This is a genomic window from Brevundimonas subvibrioides, assembly GCF_027271155.1.
GTDB lineage: Bacteria > Pseudomonadota > Alphaproteobacteria > Caulobacterales > Caulobacteraceae > Brevundimonas > Brevundimonas subvibrioides_D.
Window position 1 is genome coordinate 1,632,619 of the sequence record NZ_CP114542.1, and the last position, 19,052, is coordinate 1,651,670.

The window sequence follows — 19,052 nt, forward strand, 5'->3', positions numbered from 1 at the left end:
GTCAGCCCTGGCCGACCGGCCAGCCTACGGCTCTGAGTTCGGCTACCTTTGAGCGGGCGACCGGCGCCTCCAGTCCGTTGGCAAGCTTCAGGCGCAGGTTCCGACCGTCCTGAACGACGCCCTGTACGGCCTGTCGCGCCACCCACCATGAGCGATGGACCTGCATGCCCTCGATACCCTCGACCTGTGCGATGGCGGTACGCAGGGGGGTCAGCACGAGAAAGGAGCCTTCGGGAGTATGGAGGCGGACGTAGTGGTCCTCCATCTGCAGACACAGAAGGTTTCGTCCCAGCCGGGCGGGCAGCCGGTCCAGAATGCGCGCTTCGGCCGTGCCAGTGGTCGCCTTCGGCGATTCAAGCGACGTCCTTCGGGCATGCGCTGCGACGTAGATTGCCAGGAAAATCGATTCGATCAGGAGGGTCTGCCCGTACCATTCATCCGGACGGACCGCCTCGCGGATGCCCGGCCAGAGGCCTGTGGCCATGACGCGGGCGAACAGGCCGAGCGGACCCGTGATCACCATGGCTACGACAGGAACCCAGACCCATGCGGGGACCCGTCGCTGCCGGGCCAGGGGCCAGACGAGGCGCACACTCGCGCCGATGACTACGCCGCTGACAAGACACAACGTCGTCCAGTAGCCGATGCGTATGGGCAGGGTGTCGTTGAAAAAGCTTCCGAACGGTCCGACCGCGCCGAGGATCGCTCCGACCACGGTCCAGGCCGCGAGGTCGATCGCCCAGGCGCGCGATGTGTTGATAGGACGGATCGTCGCAACGTTCATGGCAAGACTATAGCGACGGCGGCCACAAGCGGAACCGTTCGCCGTGCCGCGAACCCATTCGCCCATTCGCGAAACCGGGCTGGCGGCCGGCACGGAGCGGCGGGCAGGAGAGGTCATCCAACCCGGAGACATTCATGCAAATCCCCGCGCCGCTCGTGCGATTCCTGTGCAACCTGGCCGCCTTCGCCGTGATCGGAGTGCTGCCTGTGGCGGCGCGCGCGCAGGACGATGCGCCCGACGAGATCATTCATTTCGTTGGTCCGGGCGGCGAGATGATCGAGGGCGGCGTCTGGCTGCCGACGAACGTCGCCGACGGCTCGCCTCACCCGCTTGTCGTCATCTCGCACGGCAACAGTGGTTGGTATCGGGGCCATTCGGATACAGCCCAGTCTCTGACCGAGGCCGGCTTCGTCGTCGCAGCCCTGACTCATCCCGGCGACAGTTTCCGCGACCAGAGCCGCGGGCTTCGACTGACCGGACGCGCGCCGCAACTCAGCGCGCTGATCGATTACATGACCGAGACCTGGACCGGTCGGGTGGAAGTCGACAAAGAGCGGATCGGTGCCTTCGGGTTTTCAGCGGGGGGGTTCACGGTAACATCGATCATCGGCGGGGTATCAGACGCTGGGGCGATTGCGGCGCATTGCGTAGCTCAGCCGGAGGTGTTCGCCTGTCGGCTGGTCGCGATGTACGGAGGCCTTGACCGGGCGAACTGGCACCCCGAAACGCATGATCCGCGCGTCAAGGCGGCCGTCATCGCCGCGCCGGCGTTCGGCCTTTCGTTCACCGACGCGAGCCTGGCCTCGGTCACCGTGCCCGTGCAGCTGTGGCAAGCCGCCGACGATCAGATCCTGCCGTCGCCTTACAATGTGGAGCCAGTGCGCGACCGGATCGGCGGGACGGTCGAGTATCACCGCGTCGAGAATGCCGGTCACTATGACTTTCTGACGCCGTGCTCGCAGGAGATGAGGGTGGCCATGCCCCAACTGTGTACGTCGGCGCCCGGCTTTGATCGCGCGGCGTTCAAGGTCACGTTCAACGCAGAGGTCGTGCGCTTCTTCACTGAGGCCTTGGGCGAGCCCTAGGGCATTGCCCGTGAGGCCTTGAGGATCACGATCTTCGGGTCCAGCATCTGGCCGCGCAGGAACCCTTCGCCCTCGGTCGGCGAGGTCGGCGACGTCAGGATGGTGCGCACCACGTCCATGCCCTCGACCACCCGGCCGAACACGGCGAAGCCATCGGGATCGACCGAGAAGGGTCGGCCTGCGTCGTAGGACGGCGTGGGGCCGACGGAGATGAAGAAATCGCCGGTTGCCGTGCCCGGCGCGTAGCGGGCCATGGATACTGCGCCGTCGATGTGGCTGAGGCCCGTGACGGTCGTCGGCTCGTGGGTGATGGGCGGCAGGACGCGGTCGGGGTCATTGTTCACCCCGCCCTGGACCAGACCGGCCCCGGGTGCCGCCTGCATCGCGCGGTAGAAGGTGGTGCCGTCCAGGCGGTGCTCGTCCACATAGCGCAGGAAGTTGGCGGCGGTGATTGGTGCCTTGACGACCTCGACCTCGATGACGATGCGGCCCGCCGAGGTCTCCATCTGCACGCGGGGCAGGGGAGTCGAAGCGTCCTGTGCGATGGCGAGGGCCGGCCAGAGGAGGGCGGTGACGAGGGCGAGAAAGGCGCGACGAACCATCATCCCAGCAGACGCGCAGCCTTGGGTGCGAAATAGCTGAGTACTCCGGCGCAGCCCGCGCGTTTGAAGCCGTGCAGGGTCTCCAGGATGGCGCGGTCCTCGTCCAGCCAGCCGTTGGCGATGGAGGCCTGCATCATCGCGTACTCACCGCTGACCTGATAGGCGAAGGTCGGCAGTCTGAAGGTCTCGGAGACCGCACGGACGATGTCGAGATAGGGCATGCCCGGCTTGACCATGACCATGTCGGCCCCCTCGGCGACGTCCATGGCGACCTCTTTCAGCGCCTCGTCGGCGTTGGCGTAATCCATTTGATAGGTCTTCTTGTCGCCGCTGAGCTGCTTTGCGGAACCGACCGCATCGCGATACGGGCCGTAGAAGGCCGAGGCGAATTTGGCCGCATAGGACAGGATCAGGGTGTCGTGGAAGCCGTTGGCCTCCAGCGCCTCGCGGATGGCCTGGACCCGACCGTCCATCATGTCGGAGGGGGCTACGACGTCGGCCCCGGCATGGGCATGGATGAAGGCCTGTTCTGCGAGACGCTCCAGCGTCGTGTCGTTGACAATCCGGCCGTCCTCCAGCACCCCGTCGTGGCCGTGGTCGGTGTAGCAGTCCAGCGCCACGTCGGTCATGACGCCCACCTCCGGGGCCGCGTCCTTGATGGCGCGGATGCAGTCGGGCACCAGGCCGTCCGGGTCGGTGGCGCGGGTGCCGACGCTGTCCTTCAGCGACGGATCGACGTTGGGAAACAGGGCGACCATGGGAATGCCCAGATCGCGGGCCTCGACAGCGGCGGCGGCCGCGGCCTTCGGCGACAGGCGGAAGACGCCGGGCATGGAGGCGACGGGGATGCGATCCTCGGCACCGTCGTGGATGATCAGGGGCCAGACCAGATCGGACGGCGTCAGGGTCGTCTCGGCGACCAGACGGCGGATCCAGGGCTGGCTGCGCAGGCGACGCGGGCGGGCGAGTGGATAGGGGGCGGGCGCGAAGGGCAGGGTCATGTCTCCCCTTAGCGTCCTTCTCCCGAGGGGAGAAGGTGGTGGCCCCGGTCCGATCCTTGATCGGCGGCAGGACAGGCTCAGAGGACGGATGAGGGGTCATGCCCTGACCGGCCGCGACTGTAACCCCTCACCCTTTCGCGCCAGAACGAGCCCTGCGGGCCCGTGCGCTCAAGCCCTCTCCCGCCGGGAGAGGGAAGCGGGTAAAGCGAGCAAAACGACCCTCCGGGAGACCCCATGGATTTCGCCCTCACCGACGACCAGCGCGCCATCCAGGATGCGGCGCGGGCCTTTGCCGAGGCCGAGCTGGCCCCGCACTCGGCCGAGTGGGACGAAACCAAACATTTTCCGGTCGACGTCATGCGCCGGGCGGCCCAGACGGGGTTTGCCGCCATCTACACGGGCGAGGAACACGGCGGCATGGCGCTGGGCCGGGTCGAGGCGGCGGTGATCTTTGAGGAACTGTCGCGCGGCGATGTGTCGACGGCGGCCTTCATCTCGATCCACAATATGGCGACCTGGATGATCGACCGGTTCGGGGCGGATGATCTGCGCAGCCGCTATGTGCCGCGTCTGGCGACGATGGCGCTGATCGCTTCCTACTGCCTGACCGAGCCCGGCTCGGGGTCGGACGCGGCGGCGATGCGGACCTCGGCGACGCGCGACGGCGATGACTGGGTGCTGAACGGCTCCAAGGCCTTCATCTCGGGGGCGGGGACGTCCGATCTCTATGTGGTGATGGCGCGGACGGGCGAGCCGGGGCCGAAGGGTATCTCGGCCTTCGTGGTCGAGAAGGGCACGCCGGGGCTCAGCTTTGGCGCGCAGGAAAAGAAGATGGGCTGGAACAGCCAGCCCACCGCCATCGTCCAGTTCGACGACTGCCGCGTACCGGTCGCCAACATGCTGGGCCAGGAAGGCGACGGCTTCCGCTATGCGATGATGGGGCTGGACGGCGGACGGCTGAACATCGCGGCCTGCTCGATCGGTGGGGCGCGGCTGGCCCTGGAGAAGGCCCAGGCCTACGTCGCCAGCCGCAAGCAGTTCGGCAAGGCGCTGGCGGAGTTCCAGAACACCCAGTTCAAGCTGGCCGACATGGCGACCGCTCTGGAGGCCGCGCGACTGATGGTGCTGCGCGGGGCCTGGGCGCTGGACACCCGGCACCCGGAAGCGACCAAGTGGTGCGCCATGGCCAAGCGGATGGCCACCGACGCCTGTTTCGACATCGCCGACGAGGCGCTGCAGCTGCACGGCGGCTATGGCTATCTGAAGGACTATCCGCTGGAGCGGATCGTCCGCGACCTGCGGGTGCACCGCATCCTGGAGGGGACGAACGAGATCATGCGGGTGATCACGGCGCGGGAAATGATGCGGCAATGAGCGCTGCTCTGTTCGCCGCGCTGGCGCTGCTTGCCAGCCCCCAGTCCGTTGACGAGCCTCAGTGGATTTCCGGCCTCATCCTGGATCGGGACCCCGTCGCTGCTTTTCTGAGTTGGGACTTCTCGTCTGTGATTCTGCGCGCAAGTTGCCGCGAAGAAACGAGCGTGATCACCTACTATGGCGGTGGTCTCGTGCGGGATGACACCGCGAAGACGGCCCTGATCGTCGATGGGGTGTCATTCGAAATGCGACACATCGGCCCGGCGGAGTATGAGATTGATGAGGTTGGTCTTGCGGCTCTTGGAGGCGGAGAATGGATCGAACTGGATGCTCCAAACGAGATGGGGGAGCCGTGGCATTTGGGGAGAGCGAGCGCCCTGAAGTCACTGGTGGCTAGCTGCAGGAACCATGCTCAATGACCGAACCCATCAAATCGATCCTGATCGTCGGCGGCGGCACGGCCGGCTGGATGGCGGCGGCGGCGATCAAGCGGTCCGTGGGGCCGAACGCGGAGGTGCGGCTGGTCGAGAGCGCGGACATCGGCGTCGTCGGCGTCGGCGAGGCGACCGTGCCGACGATCAAGGACTTCAACGCCCTGATCGACCTCGATGAGGCCGAGTTCATGCGCGAGACCCGGGCGACGCTGAAGCTGGGGATTGAATTCAATGGTTGGGGCCGGAAGGACAGCGCCTATTTCCACCCGTTCGGCACCTATGGCGGCGGATCGACGCTGGGGGACTTTCCGGGGTCCTATTTCGCCATGCGCGAACAGGGCAGGGCGCTGAGTCTGGAGGCCTATTCGATCTGCGCCCATGCGGCGCGACGGGGCAGGGTCGGGGCGCGGTCGCCGGATCCCCGGTCGCCGCTGAGCGGGCTGCACACCGCCTATCATTTCGACTCGGTCCTGTATGGCCAGTATCTGAGGAAGGTCTGCGCCCGACGGGACATCGAGCGGATCGAGGGCGAGATCGTCGAGGTCGTCCAGCGGCCCGAGGACGGCTTCGTCGATCATGTGGTGCTGAAGGACGGCCGGACGCTGAAGGCCGACCTGTTCATCGACTGCACCGGTTTCCGCGGACTGCTGATCGAGGGCGCGCTGAAGGCCGGGTATGAGGACTGGTCCCACTGGCTGCCCATGAACCGGGCCTGGGCGGTGCCGTGCGCGAAGGTGCGTGCGGTCGATCCCTATACCTCGTCCACGGCGCGCGATGCAGGCTGGCAGTGGCGCATCGCCCTGCAGCACCGGACCGGCAACGGCCATGTCTATTGCAGCGACTATGTCGACGACGATTCGGCGCGCGAGACCCTGCTGGCCAATCTGGACGGAGAGGCGCTGGCCGAGCCACGGCCGCTACGGTTCGTCACCGGGCGGCGCAAGACGCTGTGGGACAAGAACGTCGTGGCGCTGGGCCTGTCGTCGGGCTTCATCGAGCCGCTGGAGTCCACCAGCATCCATCTGGTGCAGGTCGGGATCTTCCGCCTGTTGCAGCACTGGCCGGATCTGGCGTTCAGCCAGACGAATACGAATGCCTATAACCGCAGGCTGGTGCGCGAGATCGAGATGGTCCGGGATTTCGTGATCCTGCACTATCACGCGACCGACAGGGACGACACGCCGTTCTGGCGGTATGTGCGGGATATGCCGATCCCCGACAGCCTGGCCGAACGGGTCGAGCTGTTCCGGGACCGGGGTCTGATGTTCCAGGTCGGGGCCGACGAGTATTTCCAGCCGACATCCTGGCTCGCGGTCATGTACGGGCAGGGGATCGTGCCCCGGACTCACAACCCGCTCTATGACTACCAGAACCCGGAACAGGTCGCGGCGGGACTGGAACAGTTGCGGCGCGGCTGGGCGGCGACGGCCGAGGCCCTGCCGACGCATGAGGCTTATCTGAAGGGCCATGGGATGTGGGCGATGGACCCGGTGGCGGCATGAGCGAGGCCGAGGTCCTGACCCGTGTCGAGAACGGCGTCGGGCGTATCACCCTGAACCGGCCAAAGGCCCTGCATGCGCTGAACCTGGGCATGTGCGAGATCATGACCGCGGCGCTGCTGGACTGGCGCGACGACGATGCGGTCGGGTCTGTGCTGATCGACCATGCCGGCGAGCGCGGGTTCTGCGCCGGGGGCGACATCCGGATGATCGCCGCGAGCGGGGCGACCGATGCGGTCGAGGCGAAGGCCTTCTTTCATGCGGAGTACCGGCTGAACGACCTTCTGTTCCGCTATCCGAAGACCGTCGTTGCAGTGATGGACGGGATCGTGATGGGCGGCGGGGTCGGGATTTCGATGCCCGCCGATGTGCGGATCGCCACCGAGCGGACGACCTTCGCCATGCCGGAGACGGGCATAGGCCTGTTTCCCGATGTGGGCGGCGGCTGGTTCCTGCCGCGCCTGCCCGAGCCGGAGCTTGGGACCTGGCTGGCCCTGACGGGCGCACGGCTGAAGGGGCGCGACACGGTCGCAGCGGGGGTGGCGACGCATTTCGTCGCGCGCGACGGGATCGAGGCCCTGAAGGCGGCGCTGGTCGCGAACGGGCTGTCGGCGTTGGACGGTCTGATGACCGGCGGCGATCCGATCGTGCCGGCGCCGGGCATCCTGATCCCGCTTTTCGGACATGACACGGTCGAGGCGATCCTTGCAGCGCTGGAGGCCGACGGCGGCGACTGGCCGATGGCGCAGCGGGCGATCCTGACATCGCGGTCGCCTCAGTCGCTCAAGGTCACACTACGCCAGTTGCGGGAGGGCGCGGGGATGGCTTCGTTCGCAGACAATATGGCCATGGAGTACCGGCTGGGCGGGCGGATCGTGCGGACCCACGACTTCCAGGAAGGCGTGCGGGCTGTGATCGTCGACAAGGACAATGCGCCGCAGTGGTCGCCGGCGACCCTGGCCGAGGTGGACGACGCGGCGATCAAGGCCCTGTTCGCGCCCCTCCCGGAGGGCGAGGAATGGACGCCGCTGGCCTGATGCGGCTTGCATCCGGGTGCCGTCCCGCGCGTAAGTGGGTCAACCGCTGTTCGAGGACCCTCCCATGCTGAAGTCGACCCTGTTCGCCGTCTCCGCCCTGGCCCTGATGGCCGCGACTCCGGTCTGCGCCGGCCAGACGGCGGCCGATCCCGACGAACGGCCTTCGGCGGTCGTTCAGGACTATGCCCTGGCCATCGCCGATCCGCTGCGGCCCGCGTCCGAAGTCGCGCGCGACCCGCTGAGGAAGCCGGCCGAGATGCTGGCCTTCGCCGAAATTCAGGGCGGAGAGCGGATCGCCGACGTACGGCCGGAGGAGGGCTATTTCAGCCGTCTGTTCGCGCGGGCCGTGGGACCCGAGGGGCGGGTCTATGCCTTTGTGCCGAACCAGACCTCGGCACGCGAGAATGCCTATGGCGACACCCTGGCGGCCGACTATCCGAACGTGACGCGGATCACGGGCGCGCTGGAGGACCTGACCTTTCCCGAGCCGCTGGATGTGGTCTTCATGGGCCAGGAGTATCATGACTTCGTCATCGACCGGTTCGGCGTCGATGTGACCCGAATGAACGCGGCGGTCTTCAAGGCTCTGAAGCCCGGCGGCCTGTATGTCATCCTCGACCACGAAGCCGCGCCGGGGGCCGGGACGACGGTCGTCGGGACGCTGCACCGGATCGAGGCCTCCGCCCTGCGGGCCCAGGTCGAGGCGGCGGGCTTCGTCTTCGACGGCGAGACGGACGTGGTGCGTAACCCCGAGGACGACCACAGCCTGTCGGTCTTCGATGAGGCGATCCGGGGCCGGACCGATCAATTTGTGCTGAGGTTCAGGAAGCCGGGCTGACGGTCCTGCGGCCACGCGCTAGGCTGGTTTACGCGCCAGCCCGGCGTTCGAGGAGGTCCTGATGCGTCGTTCGCTCGCCTTTCTGCTGACCGGGGCCGTTTCGGCCACCATCCTGCTGACAACCGGGGGGATGGCACCCCTGCCGCAGGACGCCGGAGCCTATGCCTCCGTGCTGTCCGACACCGCCCGGCCCGAGGCGGACCGCGCCCGCGACGCGACCCGCAAGACGGCCGAGACCCTGGCGTTCGCAGAGGTCGAACCCGGCGAAAAGGTCGGCGACATGATCATCGGCGGCGGCTTCTTCACCCGGGTGTTCGCCAGCGCGGTCGGGGCCGGGGGCGAGGTGGTCGCGTGGCAGCCGGCTGAGTTCGTCGCGTTTCAGGCCAGCTATGGCGAGGCCCTGGCGGCGGCCGATGCCATGGACAATGTCTCGGCCATCCGCTCGCCGATCGGGGCTCCCGAGTTTCCGGCGGGGATGGACCTGATCTTCACGGCCCAGAACTATCATGACCTGCATCTGAAGCCCTTCGCGGCGGACACGGCGGCCAGGGTCAATGCGGCGGTGTTCGCGGCGCTGAAGCCGGGCGGGCTGTATGTCATCGTCGACCACGCGGCCCTGCCGGGCGCGGGGCTTGAGGCGGCGGACAGTCTGCACCGGATCGACGTGGCCGATGTGAAGCGGGAGGTCGAGGCGGCGGGCTTTGTGCTGGAGGCCGAGAGCGATGTGCTGGCCAATCCGGCCGATCCGCACACGGCCAATGTCTTCGACGCCGCGATTCGGGGTCACACCGACCAGTTCATGCTGCGGTTCAGAAAACCGGCCTGACGGTCTGGCGGGGCGCGTGACGAGGGGCTAACCCGAAAGAAAAATTGCTTTCGGGAGACACGCCATGACCACCAAAAAGGTCGCCTTCATCGGACTGGGGAACATGGGCGGCGGCATGGCCGCCAACCAGGCCAGGGCCGGTCATGCCGTCGCCGCGTTCGACCTGTCGGCGGCCGCCCTGGAGCGCGCGGGCGCGGCGGGGTGTTCGCCGGTCGCGTCGGCGGCCGATGCGGTCCGGGACGCCGATGTCGTCATCACCATGCTGCCGGCCGGCCCGCATGTGCTGAAGGTCTATTCCGAACAGATCATCGGCGTGGCCCCGGCGTCTGCCCTGCTGCTGGACTGTTCGACCATCGACGTGGACACGGCGCGCAAGGTGGCCGGACTGGCGCGGGAGGGCGGCTATGCCTTCGCCGACGCCCCGGTGTCGGGCGGGACGATGGCGGCGGATGCCGGGACCCTGGCCTTCATGGTCGGCTGCGACGAGGCGGATTTCGGGCGCATCGAGGCCGCGCTGGAGCCGATGAGCCGGGCGACCTTCCGCGCCGGAGACCACGGGGCCGGGCAGGCGGCCAAGATCTGCAACAACATGATCCTGGGCATCACCATGCTGGGGACCTGCGAGGCGATCGCCCTGGCCGAGAAGCTGGGGCTGGACCCGGTCAAGTTCTTCGACATCGCGGCCAAGTCGTCGGGACAGAGCTGGTCGGTGACGACCTACTATCCCTGGCCCGGACCGGTGCCGACCGCGCCGTCCAACCGCAACTACGACGGCGGGTTCGCCACGGCGATGATGCTGAAGGACCTGAAGCTGGCACAGGACGCGGCGGCGAAGGCGGGGGCATCGACGCCGCTGGGGGCGCAGTCGGAGGCGCTGTTCCAGCTGTTCGACCGGCTGGGATACGGCGGGCGCGACTTCTCGGGCATCCTGCAGATGCTGCGCGGCAAGCTGGACGAGTTGCCGAAGGCGTAGTTGAGAACCGTTATCGATTAAGGGCTTGCGACGATTTCGCCTTGCCCCCCGTGTGGACTTTGGAGTGTCATCGGCGCATCACCCCGGCGTTTCCGGGTCGCCAGAAAGCCGCCAGCCGTGTTCGACTACACCGCCGCATTCCAGTCCGCCGTCGATCAGGTCAGGGACGAGGGCCGCTATCGGGTCTTTGCCGATCTGAAGCGGGTGCGCGGACAGTTCCCCAAGGCCGTGCGGCGTCGCGCGGACGGGTCCGGGCAGGACTGTGTGATCTGGTGCTCCAACGACTACCTCGGCATGGGCCAGCACCCGGCCGTGCTGGAGGCCATGGCGGCCGAGCTGGACGCCGTGGGCGCCGGGGCCGGCGGCACGCGCAACATCAGTGGCACGACGCGCTCGGCGGTGGATCTGGAGGCCGAGCTGGCGTCCTGGCACCGGAAGGAAGCGGCCCTGCTGTTCACCTCGGGCTATGTGGCCAATGAGGCGACGCTGACGACGCTGCAGAAGATCCTGCCCGGTCTGATCATCTTCTCCGACAGCCTGAACCACGCCTCGATGATCGCGGGCATCCGGAACGGCGGCTGCGAGCGGCATGTCTTCCGGCACAACGACCTGGCGCATCTGGAGACCCTGCTGGCCGCGGCCCCGGCCGATGCGCCCAAGCTGGTGGCGTTCGAGAGCGTCTATTCGATGGACGGCGACATCGCCGACCTGGCGGGCACCATCGCCCTGGCCCGGAAATACGGGGCCCTGACCTATCTGGACGAGGTCCACGCGGTCGGCCTGTACGGCGCGACCGGCGCGGGCGTGGCCGAGCGGGACGGGGTGCTGGACGGCATCGACATCGTCGAATGCACCCTGGGCAAGGCCATCGGCGTGATGGGGGGCTATATCGCCGCCGATGCCGTGATCGTGGATGCGGTCCGCAGCTGGGCCTCGGGCTTCATCTTCACCACCTCCCTGCCGCCGGCGCTGACCGCAGGAGCCCTGGCCTCGGTCCGGCACCTGAAGACCCACCCCGAACTGCGCGACGCCCATCAGGAGCGGGCCGCGACCCTGAAGCGCCGCTTCGCCGAGGCCGGCATCCCGGTCATGCCGTCCGAGAGCCATATCGTGCCGGTCTTCGTCGGCGATCCGGTCCACGCCAAGATGATCTCGGACATGCTGCTGGAAGAGCACGGCATCTATGTCCAGCCGATCAACTATCCGACCGTGCCCAAGGGCACCGAGCGCCTGCGCTTCACCCCCTCGCCCAACCACGACGACGCCATGATGGACGCCCTGGTCACGGCCATGGACAGGCTGTGGACCCACTGCAACGTCGCCCGGATGCCGGTCGCAGCGTAGCCGTTTCCGATCGCGCAGGATGTGCGGTATGCTGGAGGCTATGAACGCCCATCAGCCAATCTCGGGTGCGCCGGCAGAGGAGGATGACGTCTTCCTGATGTCGAACCTGCGTCCGAAGCATACGGGCCTGCCGATGGTGGTCTGGGTCAGCAATCGTGGCAATGCGCGCCATGATGCTCGCATAAAGGTCAGCCGGACGCCTGGCGATCGGATCGACGTCGATGACCTGGCGGTCGTCGGTATTCGGCCCACACCGACCTTGATCGAGGGGCAGTTGGACAACGCCAGTCTGAAGCTCGTCCAGGCCTGGATCAGGCTGAACGAGGCGACGCTTATCGGGTACTGGAATGGCGAACTCGACACGGTCGAAATGCTGCAGGATCTCAAGCGCCTGTGACGGACGAAAATCTCGGAGAGGTCATCGTCGAGTCCAGCCGCAATGGCGTCTATCTGAAGGTCACGGCCGTTCACGTTGCCACGGGTATCGAGGCGACGGCCGTGGGACCGGCTGCCGAGCCCAAGGCGGTCGAGCGGCTGGCCATAGCCAAGCTCAGGCGTCTGATCGCCGCGTCCTGACACAAGATGTTGTGGCTAACGGCGGTCGGGACTAGATAGGGGCCCTCCCGTTCCGCCAGCCCCGGATGCCGCCCGTGACCGCTCATTTCATCCATGACGCCTGTTTCTCGCGCGGTCTGGCGCAGAGCGATCCGGATGTCTTCAACGCCATCACCGGCGAGCTGCACCGCCAGCAGGAACAGATCGAGCTGATCGCGTCCGAAAACATCGTCTCAAAGGCGGTGCTGGAGGCGCAGGGCAGCGTTCTGACCAACAAATACGCCGAGGGCTATCCGGGCCGTCGTTACTATGGCGGCTGCGAATATGTCGATGTGACCGAGGATCTGGCGCGCGCGCGGGCCAGGGAACTGTTCGGCGCGGCCTTCGCCAATGTCCAGCCGCACTCGGGGGCGCAGGCGAACCAGGCGGTGTTCTTTGCCCTGTTGCAGCCGGGCGACACCTTCCTGGGCATGGATCTGGCGGCCGGCGGGCACCTGACCCACGGCAGCCCGGCCAACCAGTCGGGCAAGTGGTTCCGGCCGGTGACCTACAAGGTGACCGAGGACACCCACCTGATCGACTATGACCACGTTGCCGAGATGGCGCTTAAGGAAAAGCCGAAGCTGATCGTGGCGGGGGCCTCGGCCTACAGCCGTCACATCGACTTCGCGCGGTTCCGCGAGATCGCCGACAGCGTGGGCGCATACCTGATGGTCGACATGGCCCACTATGCGGGTCTGGTGGCCGGCGGCGTCTATCCGAACCCGGTGCCGCACGCCCACATCGTGACGACGACGACGCACAAGACGCTGCGTGGACCGCGCGGTGGCCTGATCCTGTCCAACGACGTGGAGATCGGCAAGAAGATCAACTCGGCCGTCTTCCCCGGCCTTCAGGGCGGACCGCTGGAGCATGTGATCGCCGCCAAGGCCGTGGCCTTCGGCGAGGCGCTGAAGCCCGAGTTCAAGGCCTATGCGAAACAGGTCGTGCTGAATGCCCAGGCGCTGGCGGCCGTGCTGGTCGAGCGGGGTCTGGCGATCGTGTCGGGCGGCACCGACAGCCACCTGATGCTGGTCGATCTGCGGCCCAAGGGCGTGACGGGCAAGGCGACCGAGCTGCAGCTGGAACACGCCCTGATGACCTGCAACAAGAACGGCGTGCCGTTCGACACCGCGCCCTTCACCGTGACCTCGGGCGTGCGGCTGGGGACCCCGGCGGGAACGACGCGCGGGTTTGGCGTGGCCGAGTTCCAGCAGGTCGGTCACTGGATCGCCGACGTCGTCTCGTCGATGAACGGCGGGGACGAGGCCGATCCGGCCGTGATCGCCGAGGTTGCCGGCAAGGTGCGCGAGCTCACCGGCCGCTTCCCGATCTACGGATAGGGTTTTCGCATGAAGTGCCCGTTCTGCGGCAATATGGACAGCCAGGTGAAGGACAGCCGCCCGTCGGACGACGGCGCGGCCATCCGGCGCCGCCGGTCCTGTCCGAACTGCAACGGGCGCTTCACCACCTTCGAGCGGGTCCAGCTGCGCGAGCTGGTGATCCTGAAGCGGAACGGGCGGCGGACGCCGTTCGACCGGGACAAGCTGGAGCGATCGCTGGCGATTGCGCTGCGGAAGCGGCCGATCCAGCCTGAACAGGTCGAGCAGATGGTCTCGCGGATCGTGCGCCAGCTGGAGAGCCTGGGCGAGACCGAGATCCCGTCCAGTGTCGTGGGGGACTTCATCATGAAGGCGCTGAAGGGCGTCGATGAGGTGGCCTATGTCCGCTACGCCTCGGTCTACAAGGACTTCCGGGCGACCGGCGACTTCGCGCGGTTCCTTGGCGACGAGGGGCTGGACGACGATCAGGGACCGTCGAGGACCTGATGCGGCCCCGGATCACCTGGAAGGTCGCCACGTCGCTGGACGGGCGCATCGGCACATCGACGGGCGAAAGCCAGTGGATCACCGGCCCGCAGGCGCGCGAGCAGGGGCATCGGCTGAGGGCCGCGCATGACGCGGTCCTGGTCGGGGTGGAGACGGTTCTGGCCGACGATCCACGGCTGACGGTGCGGCTGCCGGACGGTGAAACGGGCACCGATCCGCTGCGAGTCGTGCTGGACAGCCGGCTGCGGACGCCGCCGTTCGCCCGGCTGGCCAGGGCAGGAACCCTCATCCTGACCACGCGCGAGCCTGTCGTGATCGGCGAGGCCGAAATCGTCCGGGTGGCGGGCGACGGCCAGGGACGGCCCACGGTTGATGCCGTGCTGCAGACCCTGGCGGAGCGCGGGGTGACGTCGCTGATGATCGAGGGCGGGGGCCGGGTCGCGGCCTGTTTCGTGACCGCCGGCGTGGTCGATGCCATCGAATGGTTCCGGGCCCCGATCCTGCTGGGCGGCGACGGTCGTCCGGGCGTGGCGGCCCTGGCCCTGGCACGACTGGCGCATGCGCCGCGCTATCGACGCCTTGCGGCGGAGCCCATGGGTGACGACCTGTGGGAACGTTACGAGAAGGCTTGAACCGTGTTCACAGGCATCATCACCGACATCGGCCGGGTCCGCTCGGTCGCCCCGACGGCGCGCGATCGGCGTTATGAGGTCGAGACGGCCTGGGACGTGTCCGGCATCGACCTCGGTGCCTCGATCAGCCATGCGGGCTGCTGTCTGACCGTTGTCGAAAAGGGTGAGGGCTGGTTTGCGGTCGAGGTGTCGGGCGAGACCCTGGACAAGACCACTCTCGGGCGCTGGGCCGCCGGCACACCGGTCAATCTGGAGCGGGCGACGAAGGTCGGCGACGAACTGGGCGGGCATATCGTCTCGGGCCACGTCGACGGGCTGGGGACCGTGATCGGGATCACGCCGGAGGGCGGCTCGCATCGTGTGACGATCGAGGCCCCCGCGCCGCTGCACCGGTTCATCGCGGCCAAGGGGTCGATCACCGTGGACGGCGTGTCCCTGACGGTGAACAGCGTGGACGGGCAGCGGTTCGGTGTGAACATCATCCCCCACACCTGGGAGGCGACGACGCTGGGGCGGCTGCTGGTCGGCGACCGGGTGAACCTGGAAATCGACATGCTGGCGCGATACCTCGCGCGGTGGCAGGAGACGGCATGATGCACCTGGCCGCCAGCAACCCCGACAGCCCGATCAGCCCGATCGAGGACATCCTGGAGGATGCCCGCAACGGACGGCCCTACATCCTGGTGGATGCCGAGGACCGCGAGAACGAGGGCGACGTCATCATCCCGGCCCAGTTCGCCACGCCGGACCAGATCAACTTCATGGCCCGCCACGCGCGCGGCCTGATCTGCCTGGCCATCACGGCAGAGCGGGCGAAGCAGCTGCGTCTGCCGCCGATGGCGGCCGAGAATCGCGAGAGCATGACGACCGCCTTCACCGTCTCGATCGAGGCGGCGGAAGGCGTGACGACCGGCATCAGCGCGGCCGACCGGGCGCGGACGGTGCAGGTGGCGTCCGATCCGACCAAGACCGCCGATGACATCGTATCGCCCGGCCACGTGTTTCCGCTGGTGGCGCGCGACGGCGGGGTGCTGGTCCGCACCGGCCATACCGAGGCGGCGGTGGACATCAGCCGGATGGCGGGCCTGACGCCGGCGGGCGTGATCTGCGAGATCATGAACGAAGACGGGACCATGGCGCGGCTGCCGGACCTGATCGGGTTCGCCCAGCTGCACGGACTGAAGATCGGCACCATCGCCGATCTGATCGCCTATCGCCGCCGCACCGAGCGGTTCGTCGAGCGGGTCATGGATCAGCCGTTCGAGAGCGTCCACGGCGGACCCTTCCGCCTGATGCTGTACCGGAACACGATCGAGGGTGCCGAGCATGTCGCCCTGGTCCACGGACGCATCGACCCGGACAGACCGACTTTGGTCCGGATGCACCAGGTCGATTTTGCCGCCGACCTGCTGGGTCATGTCGAGGAACGGCAAAGCTATATCCCGGATGCGTTGAAGACGATCACCCGGCATGACGGTCCCGGCGTGGTCGTGTTCCTGCGCGATCCGACACTGCAGGGTCTGGCCGAACGGCTGGCGGGCGTGGACAGGCCGACGGCCCTCGACCGGTCGTTGCGGAATTATGGCGTGGGGGCGCAGATCCTGCTGGACCTCGGTGTCAGGGACATGATCGTCATGTCCTCCACACGCCCCGAGCCTGCCGCCATCGAAGGCTATGGCCTGCGCATCGTCGGCTGGCGTGACATGGACGGAGAAGACCAATCCTGAGCGAACCCATCCGCGTCCTGATCGTCGAGGCGCGCTTTTACGACGAGCTGGCCGATGCCCTGCTGGAGGGCGCCAGGGACGCGCTGACGTCACAGGGTGTGGCGTTCGACGTCGTCACCGTGCCCGGCGCGCTGGAGATCCCGCCGGCGATTGCCCTGGCCCAGGAGGCCGGGAAATACCCGACGGCACCGCGCTATGACGGCTATGTCGCCCTGGGCTGTGTGATCCGGGGCGAGACCTATCATTTCGAGATCGTGTCTGATCAGTCGGCGGCTGGCATCATGGATCTCGGGATCAGGGGCCTGATCATCGGCAACGGCATCCTGACGGTCGAGGACGAAGCCCAGGCCTGGGCGCGCGCGCGTGCGTCCGAGGGCGACAAGGGCGGCGGGGCGGCGCGAGCGTGCGTGGATCTGATTGCCTTGAAGAAGCGATTGCGCCTAGGGCTCGGCGCATGACCGAACCCAACTCCATCCAGGCCGTGCTGGCCCAGCTGGCCGAGACCGAACGGGCCCAGGCCGAACCGCAGCTGACCAGCCGCCAGCGCCGGGCGCGCACGGTGGCGCGTCTGGCGGCGGTCCAGGCCCTGTACCAGATGGAACTGGCCGGGGAGGGGGTCGAGACCGTCATCACCGAATTCTCCAACCACCGCTTCGACGCCGACATCGAGGGCGAGCCGCTGGCCGAGGCGGACGAGGCCTATTTCGCCGACGTCGTGCGCGGCGTGATCCACAGCCAGCGCGAGATCGATTCGTCGGTCAAGGCGAGGCTGGCCTCCAACTGGCGGATGGAACGGCTGGACGCGACGCTGCGGGCCCTGCTGCGGTGCGGGGCCTGGGAACTGGCGCACAAGACCGATGTGCCGAAAGAGATCGTGATCGACGAATATGTCGAGCTGGCCAAGGCCTTCTTCGACGAGGCAGAGGCCCGGTTCGTCAATGCGGCCCTGGACGGCGTGGCCCGCGACGTGCGGCCCAGGGCCTAGGTCCATGACCGGGCTCGACGCCGCCGGCGAGTTCGAGACGATCCGCAGGCTGCTGGTTCCCCTGGCGCACCCGGACCATGCGCGCGGCCTGATGGACGATGTGGCGGTGCTGCCCTCGCGCGCCGGGTTCGATCTGGTCCTGACCAAGGACGCGATCGTGGAAGGCGTGCATTTCCTGCCCGACGATCCGCTGGATCAGGTGGCGCAGAAGCTGCTGCGGGTGAATCTGTCGGATCTGGCGGCCAAGGGGGCGGAGCCGTTCGGTTACCTGCTGGCCTGTCACTGGTCCCCGCGCTGCGGATGGCCGGAGCGGGAGGCGTTCGCGGCCGGGCTGAAGCGGGATCAGGCCGGGTTCGGCATTTTCCTGCTGGGTGGGGACACGGTCGCGACGCCGGGCCCTGCCTCGTTCTCCGTGACGATGTTGGGCTGGGTGCCCAGGGGGCAGGCCGTCGCGCGATCGGGTGCCAGGCCCGGACACGCGATCTATGTCACCGGCACGATCGGAGATGGCTGGCTGGGCCTGAAGGCGGCGCAGGGGCGGTTGTCGCTGGAGCCCGAGCGGATTGCGGACCTGGCGGAGCATTATCGCCGACCCGTGCCGCGCGTCGATTTCGGCCAGGCGGTGCGAGGGCTGCCGACGGCGGCCGTGGACATTTCGGACGGACTGATTGCTGATCTGGGGCACATCGCGGAGGCGAGCGGCGTCGGGATCATGCTCGATCTGGAGGCCACGCCGGTGTCGGCCGCCGGGCGGACATGGCTGGATGCGCGCATCGATCCCCAAGCCGCGCTGGCAGATCTGGTGACGGGCGGCGATGATTACGAGATGGCGCTGAGCGTCCATCCACTGGACGAGGCGAAACTCAAGAAGGAGGCGGATCGCCTGCATCTGCGCCTGACCCGCATCGGCGAAGTGGTCGCGGGCAGCGGGGTCGCGGTGCGCTATCTCGGGCAGCCGGTCACGATCGACCGGGCCGGCTGGACCCACGACTGAAACGGAATCCTAATCGATCTGTGCGCATTTAGGGACCATGCTTCGCAGAGACCTCTTCGCGCTCGGGACCCTGGCCATTGCGGCGACGGCTGCCGGATCGGCGGCCGCGTCCGAGGACGCACCCGCAGAAACCCCGCCACAGAACATCACCGCGGTCGGCCTGCCGATCATTGTCGACGGGCGCATTCGCAACTACGTCTTCGTCACCGTCCGACTGACCCTCGGCGCAGGTCAAACGCCCGAACAGGTGCGGGCCAAGGAACCTTACTATCGCGATGCCCTGGTCAAGGCCGCGCATGTGACGCCTTTCGTGGTGCAAAACGACTGGGCCGTTGTCGATACGGCTGCCATCAGCGCCCTGCTCATGCGGGTCGCGCCACGGATATCGGGTGCAGGGGCGATCGTCCGGGCCGAGGTAGCGTTGCAGACGCCCCGCCGCCGCACGGGCATGCGTCGGGCCTGATCGCCGACTTTCACTGAAATGGCCGGTTGCG

The 19,052-nt window shown here is 67.5% G+C and carries 23 protein-coding genes; 20 read left to right on the top strand and 3 right to left on the bottom strand.

Annotated features, from left to right (window positions below):
• Position 1: 1 nt before the first annotated feature.
• Positions 2–901 carry a LytTR family DNA-binding domain-containing protein gene (locus O3139_RS08215; protein ID WP_269513451.1) on the bottom strand — a complete coding sequence of 300 codons (900 nt, stop codon included), beginning with the start codon at positions 899–901 and terminating at the stop codon, positions 2–4.
• Positions 902–918: 17 nt separating this feature from the next.
• On the opposite strand from O3139_RS08215, the gene O3139_RS08220 reads away from it, so the two are divergent.
• A complete protein-coding gene (locus O3139_RS08220; protein ID WP_269513452.1) occupies positions 919–1,869 on the top strand; it encodes an alpha/beta hydrolase family protein in 951 nt (316 codons plus the stop codon).
• On the opposite strand, the gene O3139_RS08225 is transcribed toward O3139_RS08220, so the two are convergent.
• Together O3139_RS08225 and hemB are read right to left on the bottom strand one after the other, a co-directional pair.
• Positions 1,866–2,474, bottom strand: coding sequence for a peptidylprolyl isomerase (locus O3139_RS08225; protein WP_269513453.1), 609 nt, complete (start codon positions 2,472–2,474; stop codon positions 1,866–1,868). The genes O3139_RS08220 and O3139_RS08225 overlap by 4 nt on opposite strands.
• A complete protein-coding gene (gene hemB / locus O3139_RS08230) occupies positions 2,471–3,472 on the bottom strand; it encodes a porphobilinogen synthase (RefSeq protein WP_269513454.1) in 1,002 nt (333 codons plus the stop codon). Before hemB ends, O3139_RS08225 begins: the two co-directional genes overlap by 4 nt.
• A 234-nt stretch (positions 3,473–3,706) precedes the next feature.
• Between hemB and O3139_RS08235 the strand changes: the two genes are divergently transcribed.
• From O3139_RS08235 to O3139_RS08325, 19 genes are all read left to right on the top strand, one after another.
• A complete protein-coding gene (locus O3139_RS08235) occupies positions 3,707–4,846 on the top strand; it encodes an isobutyryl-CoA dehydrogenase (RefSeq protein WP_269513455.1) in 1,140 nt (379 codons plus the stop codon).
• Positions 4,843–5,265, top strand: coding sequence for a hypothetical protein (locus O3139_RS08240; RefSeq protein WP_269513456.1), 423 nt, complete (start codon positions 4,843–4,845; stop codon positions 5,263–5,265). Before O3139_RS08235 ends, O3139_RS08240 begins: the two co-directional genes overlap by 4 nt.
• Complete coding sequence (locus O3139_RS08245; protein ID WP_269513457.1) at positions 5,262–6,782, top strand: tryptophan halogenase family protein; 1,521 nt, start codon at positions 5,262–5,264, stop codon at positions 6,780–6,782. Before O3139_RS08240 ends, O3139_RS08245 begins: the two co-directional genes overlap by 4 nt.
• Positions 6,779–7,816 carry an enoyl-CoA hydratase/isomerase family protein gene (locus O3139_RS08250; RefSeq protein ID WP_269513458.1) on the top strand — a complete coding sequence of 346 codons (1,038 nt, stop codon included), beginning with the start codon at positions 6,779–6,781 and terminating at the stop codon, positions 7,814–7,816. Before O3139_RS08245 ends, O3139_RS08250 begins: the two co-directional genes overlap by 4 nt.
• Positions 7,817–7,880: 64 nt before the next feature.
• Positions 7,881–8,654 carry a class I SAM-dependent methyltransferase gene (locus tag O3139_RS08255; protein ID WP_269513459.1) on the top strand — a complete coding sequence of 258 codons (774 nt, stop codon included), beginning with the start codon at positions 7,881–7,883 and terminating at the stop codon, positions 8,652–8,654.
• 61 nt (positions 8,655–8,715) lie between these two features.
• Positions 8,716–9,480, top strand: coding sequence for a class I SAM-dependent methyltransferase (locus O3139_RS08260; protein ID WP_269513461.1), 765 nt, complete (start codon positions 8,716–8,718; stop codon positions 9,478–9,480).
• A 64-nt stretch (positions 9,481–9,544) separates the two neighbouring features.
• A complete protein-coding gene (mmsB, locus tag O3139_RS08265; protein ID WP_269513462.1) occupies positions 9,545–10,453 on the top strand; it encodes a 3-hydroxyisobutyrate dehydrogenase in 909 nt (302 codons plus the stop codon).
• 117 nt (positions 10,454–10,570) lie between these two features.
• Positions 10,571–11,797 carry a 5-aminolevulinate synthase gene (gene hemA / locus O3139_RS08270; protein WP_269513463.1) on the top strand — a complete coding sequence of 409 codons (1,227 nt, stop codon included), beginning with the start codon at positions 10,571–10,573 and terminating at the stop codon, positions 11,795–11,797.
• Positions 11,798–11,825: 28 nt separating this feature from the next.
• Positions 11,826–12,194, top strand: a complete 369-nt coding sequence (locus O3139_RS08275; protein WP_269513464.1) for a hypothetical protein — start codon at positions 11,826–11,828, stop codon at positions 12,192–12,194.
• Entirely contained in the window at positions 12,191–12,373 is a 183-nt protein-coding gene (locus O3139_RS08280) for a DUF6898 family protein (RefSeq protein WP_269513465.1), read from the top strand. Before O3139_RS08275 ends, O3139_RS08280 begins: the two co-directional genes overlap by 4 nt.
• Before the next feature lie 65 nt (positions 12,374–12,438).
• A complete protein-coding gene (gene glyA, locus O3139_RS08285; protein WP_269513466.1) occupies positions 12,439–13,734 on the top strand; it encodes a serine hydroxymethyltransferase in 1,296 nt (431 codons plus the stop codon).
• Positions 13,735–13,743: 9 nt separating this feature from the next.
• The gene (gene nrdR / locus O3139_RS08290; RefSeq protein ID WP_013269296.1) at positions 13,744–14,220 is read left to right on the top strand and encodes a transcriptional regulator NrdR; all 477 of its coding nucleotides are present in this window, start codon (positions 13,744–13,746) and stop codon (positions 14,218–14,220) included.
• Entirely contained in the window at positions 14,220–14,852 is a 633-nt protein-coding gene (locus O3139_RS08295; RefSeq protein ID WP_269513468.1) for a RibD family protein, read from the top strand. The genes nrdR and O3139_RS08295 overlap by 1 nt, the downstream gene beginning before the upstream one ends.
• 3 nt (positions 14,853–14,855) lie before the next feature.
• Positions 14,856–15,446: a riboflavin synthase gene (locus O3139_RS08300; protein ID WP_269513469.1), complete on the top strand. Its 591-nt coding sequence runs from the start codon at positions 14,856–14,858 to the stop codon at positions 15,444–15,446.
• Positions 15,443–16,579: a 3,4-dihydroxy-2-butanone-4-phosphate synthase gene (ribB, locus tag O3139_RS08305; RefSeq protein ID WP_269513470.1), complete on the top strand. Its 1,137-nt coding sequence runs from the start codon at positions 15,443–15,445 to the stop codon at positions 16,577–16,579. Before O3139_RS08300 ends, ribB begins: the two co-directional genes overlap by 4 nt.
• The gene (gene ribH, locus O3139_RS08310) at positions 16,576–17,037 is read left to right on the top strand and encodes a 6,7-dimethyl-8-ribityllumazine synthase (RefSeq protein WP_269516442.1); all 462 of its coding nucleotides are present in this window, start codon (positions 16,576–16,578) and stop codon (positions 17,035–17,037) included. The genes ribB and ribH overlap by 4 nt, the downstream gene beginning before the upstream one ends.
• Positions 17,034–17,564, top strand: a complete 531-nt coding sequence (nusB, locus tag O3139_RS08315) for a transcription antitermination factor NusB (protein WP_269513472.1) — start codon at positions 17,034–17,036, stop codon at positions 17,562–17,564. The genes ribH and nusB overlap by 4 nt, the downstream gene beginning before the upstream one ends.
• A gap of 4 nt (positions 17,565–17,568) precedes the next feature.
• Positions 17,569–18,558, top strand: coding sequence for a thiamine-phosphate kinase (gene thiL, locus O3139_RS08320; protein ID WP_269513474.1), 990 nt, complete (start codon positions 17,569–17,571; stop codon positions 18,556–18,558).
• Between the two features lie 37 nt (positions 18,559–18,595).
• A complete protein-coding gene (locus O3139_RS08325) occupies positions 18,596–19,021 on the top strand; it encodes a hypothetical protein (protein WP_269513475.1) in 426 nt (141 codons plus the stop codon).
• Positions 19,022–19,052: the final 31 nt, after the last annotated feature.

What these genes read in the sequence shown, in the direction of transcription:
- O3139_RS08325 (WP_269513475.1), top strand. Translation starts at nt 18,596, where the DNA reads ATGCTTCGCAGAGACCTCTTCGCGCTCGGGACCCTGGCCATTGCGGCG.
- O3139_RS08240 (WP_269513456.1), top strand. Translation starts at nt 4,843, where the DNA reads ATGAGCGCTGCTCTGTTCGCCGCGCTGGCGCTGCTTGCCAGCCCCCAG.
- O3139_RS08255 (WP_269513459.1), top strand. Translation starts at nt 7,881, where the DNA reads ATGCTGAAGTCGACCCTGTTCGCCGTCTCCGCCCTGGCCCTGATGGCC.
- O3139_RS08225 (WP_269513453.1), bottom strand. Translation starts at nt 2,474, where the DNA reads ATGATGGTTCGTCGCGCCTTTCTCGCCCTCGTCACCGCCCTCCTCTGG.
- O3139_RS08260 (WP_269513461.1), top strand. Translation starts at nt 8,716, where the DNA reads ATGCGTCGTTCGCTCGCCTTTCTGCTGACCGGGGCCGTTTCGGCCACC.
- O3139_RS08235 (WP_269513455.1), top strand. Translation starts at nt 3,707, where the DNA reads ATGGATTTCGCCCTCACCGACGACCAGCGCGCCATCCAGGATGCGGCG.
- hemB (WP_269513454.1), bottom strand. Translation starts at nt 3,472, where the DNA reads ATGACCCTGCCCTTCGCGCCCGCCCCCTATCCACTCGCCCGCCCGCGT.
- mmsB (WP_269513462.1), top strand. Translation starts at nt 9,545, where the DNA reads ATGACCACCAAAAAGGTCGCCTTCATCGGACTGGGGAACATGGGCGGC.
- O3139_RS08245 (WP_269513457.1), top strand. Translation starts at nt 5,262, where the DNA reads ATGACCGAACCCATCAAATCGATCCTGATCGTCGGCGGCGGCACGGCC.
- glyA (WP_269513466.1), top strand. Translation starts at nt 12,439, where the DNA reads ATGCCGCCCGTGACCGCTCATTTCATCCATGACGCCTGTTTCTCGCGC.
- ribB (WP_269513470.1), top strand. Translation starts at nt 15,443, where the DNA reads ATGATGCACCTGGCCGCCAGCAACCCCGACAGCCCGATCAGCCCGATC.
- O3139_RS08250 (WP_269513458.1), top strand. Translation starts at nt 6,779, where the DNA reads ATGAGCGAGGCCGAGGTCCTGACCCGTGTCGAGAACGGCGTCGGGCGT.
- nusB (WP_269513472.1), top strand. Translation starts at nt 17,034, where the DNA reads ATGACCGAACCCAACTCCATCCAGGCCGTGCTGGCCCAGCTGGCCGAG.
- O3139_RS08220 (WP_269513452.1), top strand. Translation starts at nt 919, where the DNA reads ATGCAAATCCCCGCGCCGCTCGTGCGATTCCTGTGCAACCTGGCCGCC.
- O3139_RS08215 (WP_269513451.1), bottom strand. Translation starts at nt 901, where the DNA reads ATGACCTCTCCTGCCCGCCGCTCCGTGCCGGCCGCCAGCCCGGTTTCG.
- O3139_RS08275 (WP_269513464.1), top strand. Translation starts at nt 11,826, where the DNA reads ATGCTGGAGGCTATGAACGCCCATCAGCCAATCTCGGGTGCGCCGGCA.
- nrdR (WP_013269296.1), top strand. Translation starts at nt 13,744, where the DNA reads ATGAAGTGCCCGTTCTGCGGCAATATGGACAGCCAGGTGAAGGACAGC.
- thiL (WP_269513474.1), top strand. Translation starts at nt 17,569, where the DNA reads ATGACCGGGCTCGACGCCGCCGGCGAGTTCGAGACGATCCGCAGGCTG.
- O3139_RS08295 (WP_269513468.1), top strand. Translation starts at nt 14,220, where the DNA reads ATGCGGCCCCGGATCACCTGGAAGGTCGCCACGTCGCTGGACGGGCGC.